At 48.4% G+C, this 21,509-nt stretch carries 15 protein-coding genes; 5 read left to right on the top strand and 10 right to left on the bottom strand.

Annotation, left to right across the window (positions count from 1 at the left end):
• Nucleotides 1-24 precede the first annotated feature (24 nt).
• Entirely contained in the window at nucleotides 25-255 is a 231-nt protein-coding gene (locus tag KO518_RS03440; protein WP_252735878.1) for a hypothetical protein, read from the bottom strand.
• A gap of 88 nt (nucleotides 256-343) precedes the next feature.
• Between KO518_RS03440 and KO518_RS03435 the strand changes: the two genes are divergently transcribed.
• On the top strand, nucleotides 344-514 hold the full coding sequence (locus KO518_RS03435) for a helix-turn-helix domain-containing protein (RefSeq protein WP_371742235.1): 171 nt from the start codon (nucleotides 344-346) through the stop codon (nucleotides 512-514).
• Here the strand turns inward: KO518_RS03435 and KO518_RS03430 are convergent.
• From KO518_RS03430 to KO518_RS03410, 5 genes are all read right to left on the bottom strand, one after another.
• Complete coding sequence (locus KO518_RS03430; RefSeq protein ID WP_216024440.1) at nucleotides 509-1,954, bottom strand: oligosaccharide flippase family protein; 1,446 nt, start codon at nucleotides 1,952-1,954, stop codon at nucleotides 509-511. The genes KO518_RS03435 and KO518_RS03430 overlap by 6 nt on opposite strands.
• 42 nt (nucleotides 1,955-1,996) lie before the next feature.
• The gene (locus tag KO518_RS03425) at nucleotides 1,997-4,063 is read right to left on the bottom strand and encodes a right-handed parallel beta-helix repeat-containing protein (RefSeq protein ID WP_216024439.1); all 2,067 of its coding nucleotides are present in this window, start codon (nucleotides 4,061-4,063) and stop codon (nucleotides 1,997-1,999) included.
• A 326-nt stretch (nucleotides 4,064-4,389) separates the two neighbouring features.
• The gene (locus tag KO518_RS03420) at nucleotides 4,390-5,052 is read right to left on the bottom strand and encodes a hemolysin III family protein (RefSeq protein WP_216024438.1); all 663 of its coding nucleotides are present in this window, start codon (nucleotides 5,050-5,052) and stop codon (nucleotides 4,390-4,392) included.
• 116 nt (nucleotides 5,053-5,168) lie between these two features.
• The gene (locus KO518_RS03415) at nucleotides 5,169-5,768 is read right to left on the bottom strand and encodes a YigZ family protein (RefSeq protein WP_216024437.1); all 600 of its coding nucleotides are present in this window, start codon (nucleotides 5,766-5,768) and stop codon (nucleotides 5,169-5,171) included.
• A gap of 52 nt (nucleotides 5,769-5,820) precedes the next feature.
• A complete protein-coding gene (locus KO518_RS03410; RefSeq protein WP_216024436.1) occupies nucleotides 5,821-7,041 on the bottom strand; it encodes a Xaa-Pro peptidase family protein in 1,221 nt (406 codons plus the stop codon).
• A gap of 218 nt (nucleotides 7,042-7,259) precedes the next feature.
• On the opposite strand from KO518_RS03410, the gene KO518_RS03405 reads away from it, so the two are divergent.
• From KO518_RS03405 to KO518_RS03395, 3 genes are all read left to right on the top strand, one after another.
• Entirely contained in the window at nucleotides 7,260-9,026 is a 1,767-nt protein-coding gene (locus KO518_RS03405; RefSeq protein ID WP_216024435.1) for a DUF885 family protein, read from the top strand.
• A 209-nt stretch (nucleotides 9,027-9,235) separates the two neighbouring features.
• On the top strand, nucleotides 9,236-10,456 hold the full coding sequence (sbcD, locus tag KO518_RS03400) for an exonuclease subunit SbcD (protein ID WP_216024434.1): 1,221 nt from the start codon (nucleotides 9,236-9,238) through the stop codon (nucleotides 10,454-10,456).
• Nucleotides 10,453-14,133, top strand: coding sequence for an AAA family ATPase (locus tag KO518_RS03395; protein ID WP_216024433.1), 3,681 nt, complete (start codon nucleotides 10,453-10,455; stop codon nucleotides 14,131-14,133). The genes sbcD and KO518_RS03395 overlap by 4 nt, the downstream gene beginning before the upstream one ends.
• 27 nt (nucleotides 14,134-14,160) lie before the next feature.
• Here the strand turns inward: KO518_RS03395 and KO518_RS03390 are convergent, their stop codons facing one another.
• The 4 genes from KO518_RS03390 to KO518_RS03375 form a co-directional block, all read right to left on the bottom strand.
• Nucleotides 14,161-15,315 carry an SO_0444 family Cu/Zn efflux transporter gene (locus KO518_RS03390; RefSeq protein WP_216024432.1) on the bottom strand — a complete coding sequence of 385 codons (1,155 nt, stop codon included), beginning with the start codon at nucleotides 15,313-15,315 and terminating at the stop codon, nucleotides 14,161-14,163.
• Nucleotides 15,312-15,734 carry a Zn(2+)-responsive transcriptional regulator gene (gene zntR / locus KO518_RS03385; protein WP_216024431.1) on the bottom strand — a complete coding sequence of 141 codons (423 nt, stop codon included), beginning with the start codon at nucleotides 15,732-15,734 and terminating at the stop codon, nucleotides 15,312-15,314. Before zntR ends, KO518_RS03390 begins: the two co-directional genes overlap by 4 nt.
• A 127-nt stretch (nucleotides 15,735-15,861) precedes the next feature.
• The gene (locus KO518_RS03380) at nucleotides 15,862-16,716 is read right to left on the bottom strand and encodes a patatin-like phospholipase family protein (protein ID WP_252735875.1); all 855 of its coding nucleotides are present in this window, start codon (nucleotides 16,714-16,716) and stop codon (nucleotides 15,862-15,864) included.
• Nucleotides 16,717-16,826: 110 nt separating this feature from the next.
• Nucleotides 16,827-18,422, bottom strand: a complete 1,596-nt coding sequence (locus KO518_RS03375; protein ID WP_216024429.1) for an ABC-F family ATPase — start codon at nucleotides 18,420-18,422, stop codon at nucleotides 16,827-16,829.
• A 349-nt stretch (nucleotides 18,423-18,771) separates the two neighbouring features.
• Between KO518_RS03375 and KO518_RS03370 the strand changes: the two genes are divergently transcribed.
• Nucleotides 18,772-21,441 carry a glycoside hydrolase family 16 protein gene (locus KO518_RS03370; protein ID WP_216024428.1) on the top strand — a complete coding sequence of 890 codons (2,670 nt, stop codon included), beginning with the start codon at nucleotides 18,772-18,774 and terminating at the stop codon, nucleotides 21,439-21,441.
• Nucleotides 21,442-21,509: the final 68 nt, after the last annotated feature.

Raw genomic sequence — 21,509 nt, 5'->3', positions numbered from 1 at the left:
AATAGGATAGTATTGCTGGCACTATCAGATTATCCAGGAACAGTGGGTTTGTTGCTCTGATAAGGCCCATAGTTTGGTCATTACAGGCTTGTCTACTACGAAGGGCTGCAAAGTGCATTCACCCACCGGGCCTCCAAAGTTCAGCAGTCCGGTCGGACCGTAATAGGCTCGGGTTTTCAGTCCGTGTTCAGTGGCACACATTACCTCTGGGTAGGCCCCTTTTTCGGCGGTCTGCGCCATGCCAAGTTTAACCATTAGTTTCCAGCTCAGCCTTGTCGCCAAACTGGCGTTTTCACGAATCAACGACGTATTGGAAGCGCCAGGGTGGCACACGTAAACACGAGTGCGTTTGCCAGCGGCTGCGATGCGCATCGCTGGCGGAACTTCGGTTAATACCGCGGCAATGGAAGTCGGCTACGTCAGTACCTCTCAGTTCAGCCGTGAGTTTAAACGTATGTACGGGTATTCGCCTAAGCAGTGGAGCCAGCAGTTTGAGCGAAATATGGCGCTATGATGTTTTCTTTTGGGTTTTAAATTCGCGGATAACAGCAAGGGTTTTTCCTCGGAAGAAAAGCAACAGGGTTCCGCCATACAATGCCGCACCAAGGGAAACTAACACAGGTAAAACGATGAACGGGTTTTCAGTGCCAATGACACCACTGCGTTCAGTAAACAATACAGCCGCAAACATCAGTGCACCGCTTAATGTGAACATCCAGGTTTGTGAAATGGTCTCTTTTAACCTGATGTTGAGTACCTTTTGTACCAGCGTAAACTTAATGAGCAGGGTAATGTAATTCGCTACAACCAAAGCGGCTATTACTGCGAAAAGCCCCCATGGAACCGCTGCCAGAGGTAGCGCAAAGTTGAATATCAGGTTTATCAGGTTGAGCTTAAACGCTTGGTTCGGTAAACCTCGGGCAATAAGCAAACTGGGTAAATAATAGGCCATTACGTTGCAGGGGGTTTGCAAGGCAAGGATGGACAGCAAATAGGCACTGTCTACCCATTTATCGCCAAACACCACCGCTATGAATGGGTGTGCCACCGCACCAACCCCAAAATATACCGGTGTCACGAATAACGCGGTCATACTCACCACACGGGAAAATGTAAGTGGCAAGGTATCATCAGTTACCCGGGACAAACCGGCCAGTGCAATTCTGTTGAGAGGCTGGAACGTCAGGTTATTTAGTACAGAGAAACCCTGGCGGGCCACAGACGTGTAGGCAAACGTGCTTGCACCGAGAAAAGCAGCAATAATGATGTTTGACGTACGCTGTGAAAAAAAGTTGAGGAACGACATGCCAATAAGGGGTTTGGCAAACTGGAAAATTTCAGGTAAGAAGTGTTTGCCTCGTGTCCACTGGGGTCTGAAGGCAGAGCCATACCAAGTGAGCAATGTGGCAACAAATGTCTGTATAATTTTGCCGAAAATAATCGCCCAGGCACCAAAACCAGTCAATGCCGTGGCGACAGATACCAAGCCGCCAACGACCACGCCTGCGGTGTCATAAGCCGCTAACCGTTTGTTGGCAAAATCCCGCTCCATTTTTGCTTTAGGAACTAAGCGCATACTATTGGTGAGCGGGATAATTGCCAATGCTGCGATGAGTTGTGCGGCCAATTCTGAGTAGGTATACCATGCGATGGGCACCGCAATGGTGAACATCAGTAGGGTAATGGCCAGCGATACCTCTATCAAGAACCAGAAAGACGCATTAGCAAAGTCGGTATCCCAGTGCTTTCGCTGAATGAGGTTTTGAGAGACCCCCACGGTAACGAATAAATTGCAAAAATCCACGACCATCAGACAAATGGCTACCAGACCAAACTCTTCGACACCGAGGATCCTGGCCATGATGGCGTAGACAACAAAATTTACCAGTTGCCCAGCGCCGTTGGCTGAAAGGTTGAAGAAGGCGCCTTTTAGCGATTTTGCTTTTAACGACATGGCTGGCACGTCCCTGTTTTACTTTTTGCATGCACGATTTGTTTACTCGGTGATACCAATAATAGTTTGTGCTTTATCTTCTGTTGTTTGCGAGAAGTTATTGATGTGATTACTATCATTGTTAGGCAGTAACACAGATTTTCCTTTTGCGAATAAAGCTTCTGCTATCTGTTTATTCAGTTTGGGTTCGTCGAATTCGTAATCTGTCAGTATATCACTCTCTATTTTAGGTTTTTCCAGTGCGAGGTTGTATAAGTAGTTTTGCCAAAAGACAGAACCGGAAAACCCCTGGGGATCGAAAATGTTGAATCCAACCATGTTGTTGTTTTTTCGGGTGATAACCACGTTATTGCGAGCGTATGTCCAAAAGGTATCGTCGGCGCGGAAACGAGAAGCAGTAAGGCCGTTTCGATCAACGGTGATCAAATTTTGTAGGACGATGCTTTTTCCCACCGGGCCAGTCATCAGCCCCCCCATTTTTATGGCAGCCCATTGCTTACCTGTTTCATCACCAAGATCGTGAATGTAATTGTTAAATACGTAAGACGGCCCCACGCGAACCGGTGTCATGCTTATACCCGTATAGCTATGAGAAATATCATTGTTGTACACCAGCACGTTTTGCTGGCCGCCATCGATTTCGATGGCATCATCGTTGGCATAGGTAAGCGCGTTGTTGTAAATGGCTGAATCTCTGACAAACCCACCGAGTGGCTCGCCGTTTTTTCTACCTTCAATGATATCGTTAAAGCGATGGGATGGATCGCCTTCAAAACGGTTGTTTCGTAAGATTATTTGACCTTTAAAAGCTACGTTTGGATGGTTAGCATGTGCTAAAAATGCAGTTGGTCCTTTGGGATGTCCGAAAGACCAGTCATTAGCTTTGGCTTTAGGCCCGTGCACGTAACAATTCTCCACAGTGATCACACCAGACCGGCGAAAGTAAATGCCTGAGTCATAGTTAATTGGCTGGGCGTTTTCCTGCTCGTATGCGATTCCGTTTTTGAGAATGTTAGGCGAACGACCCCAGCCCGAAATATCGCACTGGTTGAGCCAAATATGGTGGGTGTTTTCGCCGTAAACACCATGTACCCGAGCGCCCTCAATGGTAATGTTTTCAAAGTATATGTAGCTGTTGTCTCCCAGGTAAATGCCATATTTGTCGCCTCTTCCTGGGCGTATCACGGTATTCTCATCGCCAACGATTTTCGCGTATCCGCCCGCTGAGCCTTGAATATTCAGTGCGTTGAGGTCTAGGGTGCCACCTTTGTAAATGTCTGATAACCGATAAACCTTATTTTCGTCTATGGGTGGGGAGTCGGGCCGGGTTTGGAAGTGAGTCAGTACGTTTCGCACTTGCTGGTTGTCTTGCAACACAGTGATTTTGATGTCATAGCGGGTATTGGGTTTCAGGTGAACTAATGGCCCTGTAAGCACTCCTTGCACTGGCTCCCATTCCAGATCGCGACCCGGTTTCCAGCCGTCGGCATGGGTTTCCTTGTAGTAAATTTGGCCATGGGCATGTTGAGAAATCCCGCTGAGCGTAATACTGGCAGATTCGATAAGGGGCTGAATAAACACTCCGTTTTCGTCTGGTGCCGGATAGGTAGGTACGGTGAGAACCCCTTTGGTTTTGGCCCACTTATCTACTAAGGTTGAACGCAGTGGCGAGTTAGCAAGTAGTGCGCGATAGATCTGGTTTTGTTGAAGTGGAAACAAGGTCATCGCCACATCCACTATTTTGCCCATTTCGTTCTCGTCTTTCTCTTCGCCAATCAATGCCACTACGGCATCTGTAAGCAGGGTGCCACTTTCCATGAGTAAGAGTAGCCTGGCTGCGTGGTTAGAATTGTGCTGTGAGATGGATGCTAGACGGGCGGCGAAGCGAGAGGTATCTGCTGCATTTTCTACTATTTCCCGCGTTTTGGGGAGGGTAGGGAGCGTTTGCTTATGCAGTTGTTCCAGTATGTAGCCACCGGGTTGACCAGGCAAATAGCCGGGGCGATTTTCGGATATGGCTTTAGTACAACCAAAAAGCAGGCAGGGGACCAATGTTGACAGCATCCAACAGGCATAAAAAGGAAAGCGATAGGGACAATGATTTGTCATGTTCAAAAACTCCAACTCCCGCACCAGATAACATTGTCTGAGCACAGTTAGCAAGTCTGATACCAATCGCTAACTTTAATGATAAACACGGCTGCGGACAGCGGGCGGACGAGGGACACAGTAAACCAATGCAGGTGTTCGAGGAAAGTTGTGCCGGGGGGATGATTTGTCAGCAGCCAATGATGTTGCTGATTGCAGACAGCTCTTTTTAAGGTTTGTCGTCTTGTTTGCACGCGATGCATCACCTGGTTGAGCAGTGGAACTGGAGCAGCTGCAGGAACAGGCTGGCCAAAAAAACACGTTAACCACAGCCGTTTTTCAACGAGTTAGACGACGAAATAATAGATTGAAAAAAAATGGCAACTGCACCCACCTAACACAAAAAGGTGCCAGATTGCATGGGTGTAGGGCTTGGTTTTGGCGACGTAAAATATCACGCCTATACTGAACAACAAGCCGCCGGCAAATAGCAGCCAGAGTCCTGCACCAGGCAATGCCATGTACAAGGGGTAGATCATACCCAGCGCTATCCACCCCATGAGCAGGTAAGTAGCCACAGACACTTTGGGAAAACGATGTTGAGCGATAAGCTTAAAAGCCACTCCCGCTAGCGCCAACGCCCATATGACCGCGGTCATCGTTACGCCAAGCCAGCCGCCGATGCTGACTAACATTAATGGTGTGTAGGTACCGGCTATGAGCAGATAAATAGCACTGTGATCGAATAACTTAAGCATTCCTTTTGCTTTGCCATGCGAGATGGCATGGTAAAGCGTGGAGCTGAGAAACATAAGAATAAGAGTCACGCCGTATATGGCGGCGGCAGTAACCGCGAGGGGATGCTCTGCGCGGAACAACAGAAACACCAAACCTACAATGGCAGCCACACACCCAATACCATGGCTTACGCTGTTTAGCCACTCTTCCACTGCACTGTATGCGCGGTTGTATAATCTTGGTGCGACACGCGCATTTTTATCATTTTCCATGGCGGTCTCCTGTATGATTTTCGGTAGTGTAAATTTTCAGCGTACACTTGTACACCTTTATTGCAACAGGAGAGTCATCTGACAACGGGTCATGACAAGGGAAATCTGCCTGTTTGTTACGTTGGCTGGGATACGCTAAAGCCCATGCTCGCTGATAATTGTTGCAGGGCGTCTAGTGCATGGGTGGGAAAGGCCAGGGTAAGTGTAACTTCGTGAGAGTACTTGCACGCCACCACGTCGCCGGATACGGTAGACACCCAGTGGCGTAAAAACTGCTCGTGGGCGAAGTCAGTACAAACTTGCCTGGTCTCAAGGGGGACACGGGTTTTAACGGGCAGAGTTTCCATCGTTTGCTGAGCGGCGGCAGAGTATGCTCTCACAAGTCCCCCTGCTCCCAGTTTTACACCGCCGAAATAGCGGGTGACCACCATCATAATATCGCCGATAGGTTTGTGCTGTAATACGTTGAGAATAGGCTTGCCTGCAGTACCAGAGGGCTCGCCGTCATCTGACATGGCGGCACTGGTGGGTTGAGTGGGGCTTCCCAGCATATATGCCCAGCAATGGTGTCTTGCATCGGGATAGCGGTACTTGATATCAGCTAGAAATGTCATTGCTGCCTCCCGGGAGTCAACAAAGTCCGCACAGGCGTAGAACTTACTTTTCTTTATCTCAAGTAATGTTTCGTGTCGTTCTTTGGGGATATCATAACTCATTGTATTATTACTAATGTCCTCGCCTGATTGTACCTCGATTATTCTTTTCTCATTATTGCTGAAGATGGAATGGGTCGTCCAGCGAGTGTGCTGGCCGAGTGAACCAAACCGGACCAGATTCTGTCATGTAAAAATGGTCTTCTAAGCGAATACCAAACTCACCAGGTACCACAATCATCGGTTCATTGCTAAAACACATACCAGCGGCAAGTTGGTGTGGATTGTCCTTAACCAGGTAGGGCCACTCGTGAATGTCCATACCTATTCCATGGCCGGTTCTGTGTGGCAAACCGGGAAGATCATACTCAGGCCCCAAGTCGTATTTTGCTAATTCACTTCTGGCTGCAGCATCAACACTGCCGCAGCTGGCACCGAGGGTGGCAGCATGAAATGCTGCCAACTGTGCATTTTTCTCTGCTTGCCACAAGATCTTTTGTTTTTCGGTAGCCCTGCCAAAGCAATAGGTGCGAGTAATATCGGACAGGTAGCCATGCAGCCGACAACCGGTATCAATAAGTACTAAATCATTGGGTTTTAAGACTTGTGCGTTCTTCACCCCATGAGGAAACGCCGTTGCGCCGCCGAACAAAACAATACAAAAATAAGATCCCGATGAAGCTCCTACTTTTTTATGGGCTTCATGAATGAAGGCTTCGACTTCCGTGGTGGACATACCTTCGCGAAGAATACTTGCTGCGGCTTTGTGAACCGTGAGGGTCATGTCCATGGCCCGTTGAATTAACGCAAGTTCATGCTCACTTTTGTGCATTCTGCAGTGTGCTGTTACAACGCTACCATCAACAATGGGCATCGTCGGCAGGGCCCGTTGTAACCCGTTGGCGATAAAAAAAGCCGTAGATTCATCAATGGCCAGTTTGCCGTGGCCTAAGTTTAGCGTTTTAACAAGCTGTGCGCATAAGGCATAGGGGCTCTCGTGCTCCTGCCAGCCATGAAATACACCGGGAATCACCATTTTTTCTTCGATGGATCCGCGTTCAAACGCCGGAGCAATGTATTGAATATCCCCTTTTTCGGGAAGAATCGCACCAACAAGGCGTTCACTGGCATACCAGTCAAGCCCGGTAAAGTACGATAAGTTTGTCCCCGCGTTTACATATAAGGCACTGATGCCTAGCTCGCGCATACGGTTTTGTGCTGCAGCGATACGCGACAGGTATTCCGGCGTACCGATAGGGTTACACGTCAATGTCATATTGTGTAAATCTGCTAGTGCTTGTTCCGGGGTTTTTCCGCCAATGCCTTTAGGTAGCATTTTTTCTCCAGCATAGTGAACGAGGTCTGTCGCGCACTATAGCAGGTCACACACAGGAAACAGCAACCTTGCGTTAGAAAAGCAAGAATATATGATGTCTTTCCTTGTGATACTGCTACTTGGCTGGGCATACTGTAAAAAGCGTTGGCCTAGGCACAAGTGACGACAATAAAAACTAAATCGACTGGCAGGCAAAATAATAACAAGAGGAGATCACCGTGGAACGAGGTTTACAAGCAATATTGGTTGTCGCTGTGTTGTTGGCAGGTATGGGCCTGGCCGAGCAAGCAAGGGCGAGCACACAGGTTTTACAACGAGATGTCAATCGTCAGTTTGAAGACATCTATACCCGTGAATGGCAGTGGCGAAAAAATCAGAGTTCAGTAGATGAAAACAGCGACACCCGGGCTATTCCATCATCGCTACCAGATGTGAGTATTACCAAGCAGAATCAAAAATTTAGTATGTGGCAGCAGGTCTTACGAGATTTAAACGGTATTAATACTGCCGCGTTGTCTGATGTGAATAAGACCAATTACGCCGTTTATCGAAATCAAATTGAAACTCTGCTTGCTGATCAGACATTTAAGACCTATGAAAAACCACTGTTAGGTGATACTGCATTCTGGAGCGATTTAACCTACCTCGCCAGAGAGACTTTTCATTCAGAACAGGACTACCTGAATTACATTGCCTGGCTTAACGACATGCCCCGCTATTTCGATGAACAAATTGAAAACATGAAATTGGGGCTGGCCAGACAATTCACATTGCCAAAGATTTCATTGCAAGGCCGCGAGTCATCTGTGCGTTCGGTAGTGACTCATGAAGGCGAAGACAACGTTTATTTTTTACCGCTTAAGAAATTTCCCGCCAGAATGGATGAAGTGAAGCGAAAAAGCATTACTAAGAAGGTATTGGCGGCAATTGAAAAGTCTGTGGTCCCAGCACATGAAAAACTGTTGACGTTTTTGGTTGACGACTATATTCCCAATGCACAGCCGTCTATTGCAGCCTACGATTTACCCGATGGAAAAGCGTATTACAAAGCTCAGGCAAAGAAATATACCACTCTGGATTTAACGCCGGAAGACATTCATGACATCGGCTTACAGGAGGTAGCGAAAATTCGAGCCCGTATGCATGATGTCATGGAAGAGGTGAATTTTTCAGGCGATTTGTCAGCATTTCTGACTTTCCTAAGAACCGACCCTCAGTTTTATGTTGAAACGCCGCAGGCCTTGTTAGACAGAGCCGCGTGGACTGCCAAGGAATTCGATGCCGTCGCCGATGACTGGTTTGGCCGCTTGCCACGGGCGCGCTTTGCTATTTTGCCTGTGCCTGATGATATTGCTCCTTTTTACACGGCAGGGCGGGGAGGTCCAGGGATTTATCTGGTGAATACATACGACTTGCCTTCACGCCCTCTGTATTCGCTACCCGCGCTAACATTGCATGAGTCAGCCCCAGGACACGCATTTCAAATGCCGCTCTCATTGGAGAATGAGGATATTCCGGCTTTTCGACGTGAGACCTACGTTTCTGCCTATGGCGAAGGGTGGGCACTTTATTCGGAAAAGTTGGGTGAAGAAATGGGCATGTATCACACGCCTTACGAAATCTTTGGCATGTTGAGCTATCAGATGTGGCGTGCAGCGCGCTTGGTGGTAGACACGGGTATTCACGCCAAAGGATGGAGCCGGGAACGAGCATTACAATTCATGAAAGACAATACTGCGCTTTCAGTGCACGAAGTGACGACGGAAATTGATCGCTATATCGCGTGGCCAGGTCAGGCACTGTCTTATTATCTTGGACAAATGACGATGGAGTCTTGTCGGGCCAGGGCCGAAAAGGCGTTGGGGGAAAAGTTCGATATCCGACATTTTCACGATACTGTGCTGCAGCTCGGCTCGGTGCCACTGTCGGTGCTAGAAAAGCGAATTGATCGATTCATTGAAGAAGGCGGGCCGTCACCTTATTAAGCCACATTGTCATTTTACAAGGCAGTAAGTCGTGGCGAAATATCCCCACACTTAACCCGGTGTTCCGGTTAACCAGAGACTCGTTAAGCGGTATACATCAATAGAATGGTGCGTGAAAAATGGTGAGTAGAGGAAGGTCCCTGCCTGCTGTGGAGATTTTCTATTCTCCTGTGATAAGGTGACGAGAATTCCATTTAGTTTGCTGTAGTATGAACATCCTTCACACTTCTGACTGGCACCTGGGCCAGAGCTTTTTTAATCAAAACAGAAAAAATGAACATCAGGCTTTTCTCGATTGGCTGCTAACTATTGTACAGACTCACGAAATTCAGGCGATCATCGTTGCCGGAGATGTCTTTGATACCGCCTCGCCACCGAGCTATGCCCGGGAATTGTACCACTCGTTTGTTGTGTCTTTACAGGCAACGGGTTGTGCGCTTATTGTGTTAGGTGGCAACCACGATTCTGTTTCTGTACTGAATGAAACAAGGGGCTTGTTACAGCATTTAAATACGACTGTGGTAGCGGCGTGCACAGAGGACTTGTCGCAGCAGCTTATTGAAGTTAAAGACACCACTGGTCAGGTCGCCGCGTTAGTGTGTGCGGTGCCGTTTTTGCGTCCACGCGACCTCATTTCCAGTGAGGCGGGCCAATCAGGCGACGACAAAAAGGCTCGGTTGGGCGAAGCTATTTCCGCCCACTATCACGCACTTTTCGAACAGGCCTGTGAGCGCAGAGATGCCCTGGGATTGGCAATACCTATTATCGCAACAGGTCACCTTACTGCGTTAGGTGTAAGCCAGTCAGATAGCGTTAGAGACATTTATATTGGTACACTGGAAGGGTTTTCGGCAGACGGTTTTCCCCCCGCTGACTATATCGCACTCGGGCATATTCACCGTCCACAAGTGGTGGCTAAACGCGAGCATATTCGCTACAGCGGCTCGCCTATTCCTTTGAGCTTCGATGAAGTATCGACGCAAAAACAAGTATTGATCGTAAGTTTTCAGGGCAATCGGAGAACCGCGATATTGCCGGTGCCGGTTCCCCGCTTTCAACCCATGGCAGTGCTGCGGGGCAATTTGGCTGAAATTGAAGTGCAACTGGCAGCGTACAAGGGGGCCAAAAATGTAACTTGGTTGTGCATTGAGGTGACCAGTGAAGGCTATATGACGGATCTTCATCAAAGAATTCAGTCAATGGTATCCTCTCTGCCTGTGGAAGTACTGCAGTTGCGCCGCATCAGGTCAGCACAGGCACAAGCCATGGGCCGTGAATGCGAAGAAAGCCTGACAGAGTTAACGCCTCACGAAGTGTTTGAGCGCCGCTTACAGGCGTTGGACAACTCCCTCGACCCAGCACTCAATACTCGGCTTCGCCAGCGCTTTGCAGAAGTGGTGGCCTCTTTGGATGAGGATAAGGGTGAATGAGAATTTTGTCACTGCGTTTAAAAAACCTGAATGCTTTAAAAGGCGATTGGAAAATTGACTTCACTCATCCCCCTTTTTCAGACAATGGCTTGTTTGCAATTACAGGTCCCACTGGGGCAGGAAAAACAACATTGCTCGACGCCATCTGCCTTGCGTTGTATCACCAAACGCCGCGATTAGGTCAACTGTCGTCTTCCTCCAATGAAATCATGACAAGAGGGACTGCCGAGTGTCTCGCTGAGGTAGAATTTTCTGTGAAAGATACTGCCTATCGCGCTTTTTGGAGTATGCGACGGGCAAGGGGGAAACCAGACGGGAATTTGCAACAGGCAGAGGTTGAGCTGGCCGAAGTTGTCAGTAAGAAAATACTCGCGTCTCAGATAAGGCCTAAAACCGAGGAAATAGAAAGGATTACAGGGCTGAATTTTGCCCGTTTCACTAAATCAATGCTTTTGTCACAAGGGCAGTTTGCCGCTTTTTTGAATGCTCAGGAAAGTGAGCGCGCAGAATTGCTGGAAGAACTTACCGGAACAGAAATATATGGTTTGATTTCCCAGCGGGTGCACGAAGCCTACAAAGCAGAAGAGCAAGCATTGGCCCTGCTGCGAACAAAAGTTGACGCGGTTCAATTGTTAGATGAAGCAGAACACAAGGGCCTCATAGAGCAACTGGAAACCGTCAGTGGGCAATTGCAGGTAGTGGGTGACGATATCGGTGTGTGGCAACAAGGGCTGCGCTGGTGGGAGGGCGTTGAGCAACGACAAACGGCACTGGAGCAAGCGGCTGCAGCTTTGCAAAATGCACGACAGGACAAACAGAACAACGTCAACAAGTTGCAGAAACTAGCTGATGGCGAACCCGCTCAGCAGTTGCGCCCGGTTTGGGCGCTGTTACAGGAGCGACAAAGCGAACGGGACAAGCAAGCAGAACTGGTAGCAGAGGCGCTGGAAGAAAAGTCGCGTCTTGCAAAGACCTTGGCGATAGCTAATGCTCAGGCGGAAGCTGCGCATGCAAAGTGGCAAAAAGCGCAACATGAATACGACACTCAACGGGTATTCATCGAGGAAAAAGTCAATCCCCTGGATGCTCAGATAGTAGCAGAGAACAAACATTTATCTGACTTAGTAACCGCTCGACAACGCGCGAAAGACAAATGTGCAGAACACCGCAAGGCTTTGGCTGAGGCAGATATGCATGTTGAAAAGGCTGAAGCTACAAAGGCTGCCTGTGAGCAATATTCCTGCGTTCATGCGCATCACGCTGTACTGGCGGAAAAGATTCCCGGCTGGCGAATTCGAATTGAACAGGGATGTGATGTGATAGCGAGCATTGCTGAAATAAAGAAAAAACATGATGACGCGAGCCGTGAAATTGAGAAATGGCAAGCTTTACAGACAGAGACGAAGAAACGGTTTGAACAAGCTGTAGAAACTGAAAAATGTGCTGAACAACAATGCGCGGAAGCCAGGGCATACCTCGATAGTTTGTTAGCCGAGTCTTCAGAAGTAGCCCTTGAAAAGCAGTTGTCTGAGAAGCAGTGTTTATGGCGTCCTTTGGCCGAAGCTAAGGCGCTGCAACACCGGGCCATAGCACTCACTGAGAAGCAAGCCGGACTGCGTAAACAGCAAAAGCAAGACGAAGATGCTTTGGCTAGTGCCACGGCAACCCGCAGTGCAATGCGGGCGCGTTGGGCAGAGGTGAATGAGACATTGAAAGACATTGCGGCATTGCTTTCCCAGGAAGAGCAGTTGGCGATTTACCGCAAGCAGCTTCAGGAAGGTGAGCCATGTCCTCTGTGTGGAGAAAAAGTGCAAGCCGTTGATGTCAGTTGCCATATTGATGTGGAGCAAACCATGCAACGACAAGCTCAGCTTCAGCATCGTCTGGCAGAAGCCGAGCGCGATGGCGTTGCCGCCAGCGACAAGTGCAGTGTGTTGTCAGCAAGCTTGGTGCAAATTGAACAGACACTGCAAGAGTGTGAAAGTGATTTGGAAGGTTTATCTTCACGCTGGACTGGCTACTGCGAGCAACTGGGTGTTCATGGCGAACTAAGGGATATTGCTTTTTTAGATAAGTTTGAAACTAATTTGACGGAAGAGCAGAGGCGACTGACTGCCTCCCTTAATGCGATAAAAGACGCGACGACACGCTGGCAGGAAAAGCGCGACCTTGCACGAGAATGTCAGCAAGCCAGCAAAGCGTTGCACGGAGACTTAGCGCTGCAACAACAGAATTTTAATCATGGCGTCACGCAGCAGAAAACGTTAAACGATACTATCGCTTCTTTAGAGGCTGACAAAGAGCGGATAGTTACACCACTTATTGAAGATGTACAAAAAGCTGGTTTTGCGTTTACGTTTGTTAGTGATGCCGAAGACTGGCTGGCGCAGCGGGAAGCTGAGCGGGAGCAGTGGCTGAAAAATCAACAGCAAGCGCAACAGATCGAGAAAAGCCTTGTTTCTTTGCACGCAGACAGAAAAGCGCTACAAGGTGCGCTGGCTGACTGCCAGGAGCAGTTAACGGAATTACAAAAAGAGATATCGGCCGTTGAAAGTGTGATTAAAAAAGCCACGGATGCCCGTGTGGCTTTGTTTGGCGATAAACAGGTTAGTACTGTTATGGATGAACTGTCGCGACACCTGCAAACACTGAGTGAAGAAAGGGACGAGTCCTCGGACAAGCAAGCCAACATGCGAGAGGCTTACGGACGCGCTGAAACCGTGTGGCAAGAAGCGGTGAAAGTGACGAGAAAAATTGAAGAAAGATGCCAGCAACAGGAAGCTGTATGGCTGGAGGCGAGAAATACTGCAGGTTATGCTAACGATGTGCTGTTTCTTAATGCCTTGCTAACACCAGATGAATATGCGCAGTTACAGGCATTGAAGAGCACGTTGGATACCGCCGTAAGAAAAGCGGAAATTTTGCTTGAAGAAGCTCGGCAGCGCTTGTGTCAATGGCAGAGCCGCTCGGAAGCGACAAGATGGCAGGAGGTGGCACATCAGCAAGTATTGCAACAGTTAGATGCGTTGAACAAACAGCGAGATATCTTGCTCAATCAGCGCTTTGACATGACAGCCAGACTTCAACGTGACAGTGAATTGCGTGAACAGCATCAAGGGCTTATGGTCGAAATTTCCGACAAAGAAGCCAGCTTTAGTACATTATCGGTATTACACGGCCTCATTGGCTCTGCTAGCGGGAGTAAATTCCGGACCTTTGCTCAAGGGCTCACGCTGGATAACCTTCTGGTACTGGCCAACCGACAGTTGACGCGATTGCAAGGGCGTTATCAACTGACCAGAAAATCAGGGGAAGACTTAGCTTTAGTGATTGTTGATACCTGGCAGGGCGATGTGGAACGGGATACACGCACGCTGTCAGGAGGAGAGAGTTTTTTGGTAAGCCTGGCACTGGCGTTGGCCCTTTCCGATCTCGTCAGTCACAAAACCAGTATTGATTCTTTGTTTCTCGATGAAGGTTTTGGCACACTGGATGCGCAAACGCTGGACGTAGCGCTGGATGCTTTGGATAACCTAAACGCGTCCGGCAAGATGATTGGCGTGATTAGCCATATCGAAGCCATGAAAGAACGCATTCCTACACAGGTTAAAGTGAATAAACGCAGCGGTCTGGGTCTCAGCGTGCTGGCGCCTGAATTTCAACATATTCCGTCTTGAAATACAGAGCGCCAGTATGTGTGGCGCCTAGTGACAACACGAATTATTGTTGGCTTTTTTTGTGGTTTTCGCTCGCGCCCATTTTTTCATACCATTTTGCCACGTGTTGCGCGCTATCAACGCCCCTAACAAAACGGCGCACAACGCATAAACCATTTCAACGCCGCCACCGTGAATATGATGGCCTTCCCCTGTGGGAATAAACCGGCCAAGACCGTACGCGTCTGTGATCAGGTTAAGCAGGTATCCCAAACCGATACTGGAAGACAGAATACAGAAAATGTAAATCGCCAATGTGCGTTTTCCCATTTCCTTGCCGATCATACCCATGGTTGATACGTTGGTAGCCGGGCCTGCGAGTAAAAACACCAGTATAGCTCCAGGGGAAAGACCCGCAGAGAGAAAACCAACGGCAAGAGGTGTAGATGCCGTGGCACAAATGTACATAGGCACTCCAATTAGCGCCATAACTAGCATGGCGAGAAAGCCGTCACCCCAGGACGTTAGAAAAGACGTGGGTACCCAGGTTTGAATTGCTGCAGCCAGTAACAATCCGACCAACAACCACAGGGTTATGTCTTCGAGTAACTTCCCAGTGGAAAACTGTAGCAATGACGCAAATTTGCCCGGTCTTCCCTTCGATGTGTTAGTCGTCTCACAACAGCTGTCAGTGCCTCTGTGTTCATGGTGGTGCGCTGAGTGTTCGTTATCTTTGTTGTGAGCGACTTTTTTTGAACGACACGATTGTATTTTGTGAAGCGGTCTGTCTTTTTCTGCAAAAAACTTCACCATTATGCCTGCGTAAATTGCGCTAATAACCGCGGCGAGGGGCCGGATAATAGCGAAAACCGGGCCAAGTAAAGCGTATGAAACAGACACAGAATCTACGCCGGTTTCAGGGGTGGATACCAGAAACGACACAGTGGCAGGACGGGATGCACCGCTTCGTCGCAAACCTAATGCCGCGGGGATCACACCACAGGAACACAAGGGTAATGGTGCGCCTATAAATGCGGCTTTAATCACCGCGCCAACACTGCTTTTCCCCATGTGTTTTTGCAGCAAACTAATGGGAACCAGCTCGTGCATGATCCCTGCCACTAACAAGCCCAACAGTAACCAGGGCGCTGATTCAACGAACAACGCCAGAAAGTTGGTAATAAAAATAGTGATATCTGTCATAAAGGCCTATCCGAATCAAGGAGCTGCAAAATATTGCAGTGCTCTGCACTGTGCGGGCCGCCATCGCAGGCAATAGCAAGTTGCCGGAGCGAACTGCGGATCTTCTCTAGTTCATTAATTTTTTTCGATACTTCGTCAATTTTCTGCTCAGTCACTTCTTTCACTTCCATACAGGTATGGTCGTCGGGATGAAGTTTCAGTGCCAGCAGTTCGCCGATTTCCTTTAATGTAAAACCTACAGCCTTGGTGCGCTGGATAAACTGAAGTTTTTCCAAGTCCCGCTGTGAAAACTGGCGATAGCCGGCGGCAGAACGACGGCTAGGTCGAATCAGGCCCTGCTCTTCGTAAAAGCGGATAGTATCTACCGTTAGGCCGGTGCGCTTGGCTAGCTCACCAATTTTGAGAAATTCTGTATTCATAACTTGAGTATAAACCCTGGAGCTTACTCCAGAGTCAAGTTTCCTGTAAGTGGTCGCAAAAAACAGATGAAACTGATATTAATCGGCAAAGTAGAGAGATGGGGAGCGGGTAACAGTACCCAGGTCCCTAGCCTAATTTTGCAAATTCGCGCTGAAGTTTTGCTGGCAAGTAAGCCATGGTGGTGTTGTAACCTATTTCGAACAGGTTTTGTTTGTCGTCTGTACAGGCGTTAAAATCGACGGCCGAGACTTCGCCGGTATCGATAAGGATAGTGCGTTGCCAAAATTCAGCATGAACATATTCCCTGGATAGCGCTGACATAAATGTTCTGGCTAACAACAACAAGTAAAAGGGAAGGGCGAAACGACGCTTAACATCCAGGTCCTCCTTTTTTTGCCGGCTTTGTAAGCGGAAACATACCGACAGCGTGCCGTCCTCCTGCCAGTCTTTGAACAGCGCATCTTCAGAGAGAATGGCACCGTCGACCAATAACTTATCTTCGTATTGTTTAAACGAGAAAATTAACGGGATAGACATGGACGCCCGCACCGCTGCAGCTACTTTTACATCCGGTGTGTGCGTTTGGTTAAATATTACTGGTCCGCCGCCGTTGACATCGGTAGCCAGTATGGAAAGCGGGGAGGAAATAGTCGCAAAGGTGGCACCTTCGAGCAGCGTGTCGAGCCATTGTTCGAAGTAGTCGCCTGATGCCAGTCCGCCCTGCCTCAATAGTCGCCAGAATGAGAAATCGGCAAATTGACGAAAGTCGGTGTTGAGCGCCAACGCTTTCATTGCTGATACTGAGTGGCCGTTGGCAAAGAGTGCTGCAATGATAGCGCCACCGGATACGCCAACTATATGACGACAGCTTATGTTGAGATCCTCCAAAGCTTGTAAAATGCCAATATGTGCTGGCAGACGGGTACCGCCACCAGCCAGAATAGGTACGATTTGGTTGGGGAAGAATTGTGATACAGACAAGACGAGACTCCATTTTCCCATTAGTCTTGAGTGTAGTTGATAAGTCGACAATACTGCCAGCTTTCAACTGCTTGTAGTGAGAGGAGGCAGTTGGAAGCTGTAGTTGAGTATCAGGCTGCACTCTCGCAATGGGCGAGAAATTCCTCGTACGAGCCTTCAAAGCTATTGAGTTGCTTATCTTTAATTTCAATAATTTGTGTGGCCAGTGATGAAACAAACTCACGGTCGTGGCTCACGAAAATAACCGTGCCGTCGAAATTGCCCAAGGCAATATTTAGCGCTTCAATGGATTCCATATCCAGGTGGTTGGTGGGTTCGTCCATCACCAAAACATTAATATCCTGCAGCATCAGCTTGCCGAAGAGCAGCCTGTTTTTCTCACCGCCTGAGCATACGCTGACTTTCTTGTTAAAATCATCAGATCCGAAAAGCAACCGACCAAGCATTGCTTTAACCTGCAAATCGTCGTGCTTAGGGCCACGCCACTGCGACATCCATTCAAACAAGGTCATGTCGTTGGCGAAATCGCGGTTGCTGTCCTGAGGGACATAGCCCACTGCGGCATTTTCTGCCCATTTAACCACACCCTCGTTAACCTTCAATTCATCTATCAGACATTTAAGCAGAGTACTTTTACCCGCGCCGTTCTCGCCAATTATAGCCAGACGAGCGCCCGCTTCGAGTAACAGGTTGCCTTTTGAAAACAATGGAAGTTCGGGGAATCCATGACCGATGTCTTCCAGTGTAATAGCTAACCTGTGCAATTTTTTGTGTTGTTTAAATTGAATATACGGCTTGCGACGGCTTGATGCTTTTATTTCGGTCAACTCTATTTTTTCCAAGCGTTTAGCGCGAGAGGTAGCTTGTTTTGCTTTGGAGGCGTTGGCTGAAAAGCGCGCTACAAAACTCTGTAATTCTTCTATTTCTGCCGATTTTTTGGCATTTTCCTGATGCAGTTGTTCCTGAGCTAATGCTGCCGCTTGGGTGTAGGCATCATAATTGCCTGGATAAATACGCAGTTCACCATAATCAATGTCGGCCATGTGCGTACACACTGAATTTAAAAAATGCCTGTCGTGAGAAATGATGATCATGGTAGATTTGCGCTTATTCAGCTCTTCCGCCAGCCAGTTTATGGTATAAATATCAAGGTTGTTGGTAGGTTCGTCGAGCAACAGAATATCGGGTTCGGCGAACAGCGCTTGGGCGAGTAAAACGCGCACCTTTTTGCCTGGCGCGACCTCTTTCATTAAGCCAAAGTGGTAGCTTTCTTCAATGCCGGCTGCAATAAGGATGTCGCCAGCTCTCGCTTCGGCCGTGTAACCATCCATTTCGGCAAACTGGGTTTCCAAATCAGCAACACGCATACCGTCTTCTTCGCTCATTTCTGTTTTGCTGTAAATAATGTCCCTTTCCTGTTTGACTTCCCACAGTTCACGGTCACCCATGATAACCGCATCGACGACGGACATCTCTTCAAAGGCGAATTGATCCTGGTTAAGGATCCCCAATTTCGTGCCTGGAGCAAGGGATATATTGCCTGCTGAAGGCGTTAATTTACCGCTTAAAATTTTCATGAAGGTGGATTTACCGCAACCATTCGCGCCAATCAGACCATATCGGTTTCCGTTGCCGAATTTTGCAGAGATATTTTCAAACAATGGTGTAGCACCAAATTGCATCGTAACGTTGGCAGTGGTAATCAAAATAAATTCCAAGTATTAAGCGGTGAATTATATGCTGGATTAATGCAGGATTAATGCATTGCGGGCGCGCAATATAAAGAATCAGGACACAGGTGTCGAGGACATTTTGGCTAAATCTGCAGCAATCTGCCGACGGCTTGTCCTCTGCACTCAAAATTGGCTGTTTCGTAACCAAAGTGTTAAAAAAATGAGAACAATATTGACCTTTCTTCAACGGTGGATTAATGTAATGAAAGCGCTTTCAAAAATGAAGGCATTTATTTTTCTCTTTTTTGTAAGCGCTTACAAAATGCCGGCGCTTGGTTTTCTCGGCATGTACTGCGACTTAATTAGTATCAGGCTGAAAATAATGACTAATAAAACAACTCAACTTACACGGCTGGCTGCTGCGATTTCGGTCACAACCCTCTTTGGCTGTGGGGGCGGAGCGTCTACCTCAACGGACTTAGCGATTGTTGAGCCAACCCAGCCCGTCACAGACTGGGAATTGGTATGGAGTGATGAATTTGACGGCACCAGCATCGATGAGAACAAATGGACTCACGAAGTCAACTGTGACGGCGGTGGCAATAATGAATCACAATGCTACACCGATAGTGATGAAAACAGTTTCGTAGCTGATGGCATTTTAAATATTGTTGCTTTACCCGCTGAAGAGGGTGCCGACAAACCTTATACATCCGCACGACTCAACACGCGCTATAAAGCAGACTTTAAATATGGTCGTATTGAAATGCGGGCAAAACTGCCAGCAGGTCAGGGCAGCTGGCCTGCATTTTGGATGATGCCAACTGATGAAGTTTACGGTGGCTGGCCCCGTTCTGGTGAAATTGACATTCTTGAATCGGTGAACTTAAAGGCAATGGATGCCGACGGCAACCCCGAAGCCTATATCCACGGTACATTGCATTATGGGCAGGAATGGCCGAACAATGACAGCTCAGGCAAAGCGTATAAACTACCCGACGGTGCTAACCCCGCAGATGATTTTCACACCTATGCGGTAGAATGGCAGGAGGGAGAAATTCGCTGGTATATGGATGATTATCTGTACGCCACACAACGTCGTTCTGAAGTGCGATACAACAGCAAAGGCGAAGCTACAGGGCTGTCTCACCGTGGGTGGTATGCTGAGTACTATGAGCAGGGAACTGGCGAGCTTACTACCTTCTGGGACAATGCGCCTTTTGATCAAGAATTCTATCTCATTCTTAATTTTGCAGTGGGTGGCGATTGGCCATCAAATGTAAATGAGTTGGGTATTGACGCCGACGCATTTGCTAATGGCAACACCTATGAAGTTGATTATGTTCGTGTTTACCAGTGTGCTTCCGACCCTGATACAGGCAAGGGCTGTGAAACCATCCGGCCTGGCTATGAATCATTTGACGATGCATTAGTAGAAGGCGCAGCACCCATTCCTTCGCCGCCCTCTACTGGCATAGCGCAAGATCTCACCATATTTGACAATACGCCAAACCCAAACTGGCCGGCATGGGATTGCTGCGGCGGCTCCACACCCGCGCTAGTGGAAGATGCTGACGAGGGACAGGTTTACGAGTTTAGCATTGGTGCCACGCCTACGGTGATGGGCTTCATTAGCCGTGAGCTGTTTATTACCGACCCTGAAGGACAGGCACAAACATTTGATGCCTCGCCCATGGCTGATACTGGCAGTGTCAAATTCGACCTGAAAATAACCTCGTTGCCAAATGATGCTTCTGCCAACTGGTTCGTCAAACTGGAAAGTGCTGAAGGAACCACTGAAGTCTCCGTGCCATTGATGAGTGGTTATGTAGGTCCGGGTGATATTGGCAATACATCACCTCGCCCGAACGAGTGGGAGTCTTTTGAGTTTCCCCTTTCCGCACTTGCTGATGGCGGTCTTGACCTGAGCGCTATCGATGTAGTGATGGTGTTCCCCGAGTGGGGCACAGGCGAAGGCGCGGTGTATCGTTTAACGAACGTTGAATTATCGCAGGACTCGTATCCTGAGTTAGTTATCTTTGAAGATAGCATGAATGTGAACTGGCCAATGTGGGATTGCTGTGGTGGCTCAACCCCCACTGAAGAAATGGATAACGAAGAACACGGCCTTACCGCAGAATTCCGCATTGGTGCAGAACCTACGGTAATGGGCTTTATTACTCGTTCAGAAGCGGGCGGTGGTGATACTCCTTTTGATGCCACAGCCCTTGCAGATGGTGGGCTTTTACAATTCGACATGCGTGTTGTCAGCATGCCAAATGACGCCAGTGCGAGCTGGTTGTTTAAAGTGGAGTCTAACGACGCGGCGACAGCGGTAGAACTCCCTCTTTCTGAAAGTTCAGAGGGAGCAGCGCCGACAGCTGGTGAATGGCAAACTTATACCTATCCGCTTGCAGATCTTCAGGCTGCTGGGCTCGATCTCAGTGCCATTGACGTCATCATGATTTTCCCGGCTTGGGGCAGTGGTGAAGGTGCTGTGTATCGCCTAGATAACATGAAAATTTATCACCCGGACGCCGGAGCTCTGCCATCGTCTGAACTTACACTCTTTGCAGACAGTGCTGCCTCTCAGTGGACAATTTGGGACTGTTGTGGTGGCTCTACGCCTACCGAAGAAACTGACGATGATGCTCACGGCACCGTGGCAGAATTCAGAATTGGTTCACAACCTACGGTAATGGGTTTCTTAGCCGACGAAGACGTTTCTTTTGACGCTTCAGCCTTACTGAGCACCGGCGTAGTTCACTTTGAAATGAAAGTGAGTGCAATGCCAAATGACAGCTCAGCTCCCTGGTTATTCAAAATTGAATCCATTGGTGCTTCAACCGCTGTAGAACTGCCACTTTCTTCCAGTCTCGAAGGTGCAGATCCTGTTGCTGGTGAATGGCAAACCTACACCTTTCCATTGCAGACGTTGTATGACGCGGGTCTGGATATAAGCGCAATTAACGTTGTCATGGTATTCCCTGCCTGGGGACAAGGGGAAGGCGCGGTGTACCGTATAGATAACGCTGAAATCGCAGCAGAATAGAAATAGAGGCCGCCGCCAGCAAGAAGGCTGGCGGCAATGAGAAGCCACCAAGATTCAGTAGGGCTATT

The organism is Aestuariibacter sp. A3R04 (assembly GCF_018860805.1).
Classification (GTDB): domain Bacteria; phylum Pseudomonadota; class Gammaproteobacteria; order Enterobacterales; family Alteromonadaceae; genus Alteromonas.
The sequence above is the reverse complement of the archived record's forward strand: the minus strand, read 5'-3'. Positions and strand labels throughout refer to the sequence as shown.